At 51.0% G+C, this 2,613-nt stretch carries 2 protein-coding genes; both read right to left on the bottom strand.

Annotated features, from left to right (window positions below; genetic code table 11):
- Nucleotides 1-45: 45 nt before the first annotated feature.
- Nucleotides 46-729, bottom strand: coding sequence for a hypothetical protein (locus IM507_RS13035; RefSeq protein WP_287637138.1), 684 nt, complete (start codon nucleotides 727-729; stop codon nucleotides 46-48).
- A gap of 534 nt (nucleotides 730-1,263) precedes the next feature.
- On the bottom strand, nucleotides 1,264-2,613 hold a 1,350-nt coding region (locus tag IM507_RS13030; protein WP_287637137.1), incomplete at its 5' end, for a hypothetical protein.

Below are 2,613 nucleotides of genomic sequence, written 5' to 3'. Positions count from 1 at the left end.
TAGAGAGGCGTATATCAGCCGACCTCCGATAAGGTCAGCTGATTCTTATTCCATAGGATTGGTGCTTGTGGCAGGGGTCGTCGCCACCCACTCTGCATCGTTATTTGCAGCAGCGGCAGCAGCTTGTGCAGCTTGTGTTGCTTGTAGCCGAGCAGTGCGCTCTACTTGCCGGCGCTTCTGCCGATCATTATTCTGAGACCGCGCTTTTGAGAACCAGTTATCCATCTCATTCTTTGAATCAAAGCCTCGGCCGCTAATGGAAGTATGATTGACCTCCATGCCTAATAAGGAGGATGCGTAGAAGACAATGGTATTGGTTTCCTCACCCTTTACGGTGAGTTCGGATAAGATGGGCTCCCCGACCTCGAAGAGAACGGATAAGCCCGCTCCTACCATGCCTTCAGCGCCATCAGAGATAATCTCAAATTGGTCCGGTCTTACCCGGACTTCAACTGTCATATCAACAAGCTGGTCGTTAGCAATTGGGAAACCCTGACGGGTAATATTGTTAGTCCGCGCGACTGTGCCTACTAACCGTACGCTCCCATCGGAGCATGGTTTGTTCCAAAAGCGTTCTGGAAGGAACTTAGTTGTAAACGCTATTGAGAAAAGCAGTTGCGCTTTGGATTCCTGTGGTTTAGGTTCTGCTACCGATGCTTTGAATGCTTCTATAGGGGATAGAGTAGTAGTGGTTCCTGCGGTGGTTTTGGTGGTGCGTTGTGTTCTCATGGCTAGCTAATAGGTAATAATGAGTAATTAGAGGTTATATCCCTCCGTTGGGGAGTGGTATCGACTACTTTCGCAGCTCGAGTACCATAGGCCCTCCCCAACGGAGTGGCTAGAGCAGCTAGTGCAGCTATAGTAGTTATCACGACTAGTGCGACACAAGCCCCTCTGTTGGGGAATGGCACTGGCTACTTTCGCAGCTCGAGCCCTGTAGGCTCTCCGCTGGGGAGCAGCTCGAGTACCATAAGCTCCTCCGTTGGGGAGTGGCTAGTATAGCTATGGTAGCTATCGCGACAATAGCTCTTCTGAAAGGGAGTGGCTAATGAAACTAACGCAGCTCTTGCTGGGTGCTTAGGGAGTACCCAACAGATAGTTTATTGCCACCGCTAATAGAATTCGCCGTCACGAGCATAAGCCGCCGCTAGTAACATTCGCTGTCATGGGCAATACCAGATACTACCTATCATATGGAGTAAAGAGCTCCACTAAAAGAAAAAGGGGCCAGGTGGCCCCAGGGGTCATATGACCCCATTGTAATTAGAAATCAGGATGATCTTCAGCTTCAGCGAGTTCTAGTTTGTAGTCGCCGAGGTCGAGATGTACAGCAGTTGCGATTTCCAACAGCTGTTTGAGTTGAGGGTTCCTGACATAGTTAGAGAGTTGGAACTCACTTACCATATCGAACACACTAACGGGGACGATATCATCAGCGCCATAACTGGCTGCGTCATCCTGGGTCATAGGAACCACAGGATCATGGCCCTGGCCAGTACGACGGAAGGCTCCGTATATGGCAGATGACATGATAAGGCTCTCGCGAGCGAAGTTGCCCCGTTCGAGAGCGCCGTATGTGAGAGTACGGGCGCGGGCCTTTATGAGATGGTAGATTACCGCGGGCTCCTTAGCTAGTTTAGTAGGCATAAGGTTAGCCATAACCCGAGCAGGAGGTACACCACCTCCTTGGCGATCCGTATCCGCAAGCTTAGTGGAGTTGGCAGAGTAGTATAACCCGTCTTGCAACGACTTATACATAGATACGCCAGCAGCCCAGGCGCGAGCTGCTTGCACTAAGGTAGCCATGAAGATCTTAGCCTCAGGGGTATAGCCCCCGAGACCCATGCTTTCATAGACGAAACGCCAGGCGATAACACACGCCTTGAGTGCGTCGGTATCGACGCCGCTAGTACGGTACATACTATCCCATGCCTGGAAGGCAAGTGCGGAGCAGATGCCATAGCCAACACCTACGGCCACTTTGTAGTGCATATGCACCTCAGCAGCGTCGCTGACGTACTTATCGACAGCGATAGCAGTAGCTACAGGCTTATTCCACTTAGTGAGGGATTTCTTGCCCATCTTATCTTCATAGCTCATGAAGGCGAAGAACGGCAGGTCATCTGCTTCGTAGCAGTAGAAGTAGCCACCCATGCCCATGAGACTATCATTGATAGTGAGGGCACTATCAGTATCGATGCCATACTTGTGAGCATTAATGCCGCCGCACTGATCACCATCAGCATCACCTTCGTTAACGGCGTGCCATAGGAGAGGGTTGACTGTGTAGTGTGCGATGAAGGCATCAGTAGTAGAGAACTTGACGCGGCCGCATAGGACGAAGCCCATAGGAGTACGTTGTATCCCAATAACCTGACCTTCTTCGATGCCAAGCATACGCACCATAGGACAATGGGGGTGCATGAGAATTACAGGCACGCCATCAGGGCTATGGAGCAAGGGGCTATAGCTAGTCTTGATCTTACCAACGACCACATCGCCGGCGCGGGCCATACTCTTCATAACACCTTTGGATTTAACCATGGTGTCACACCAACTACGCAGACCGCGGCTGACCTTAGCGGTCATGGAGTAGATTTTACTATCCAAACC

Origin of the sequence: Microcystis sp. M20BS1 (assembly GCF_020245305.1) — a bacterium.
In the GTDB taxonomy this organism is placed as follows: Bacteria; Cyanobacteriota; Cyanobacteriia; order Cyanobacteriales; family Microcystaceae; genus Microcystis; species Microcystis ichthyoblabe_A.
The sequence above is the reverse complement of the archived record's forward strand: the minus strand, read 5'-3'. Positions and strand labels throughout refer to the sequence as shown.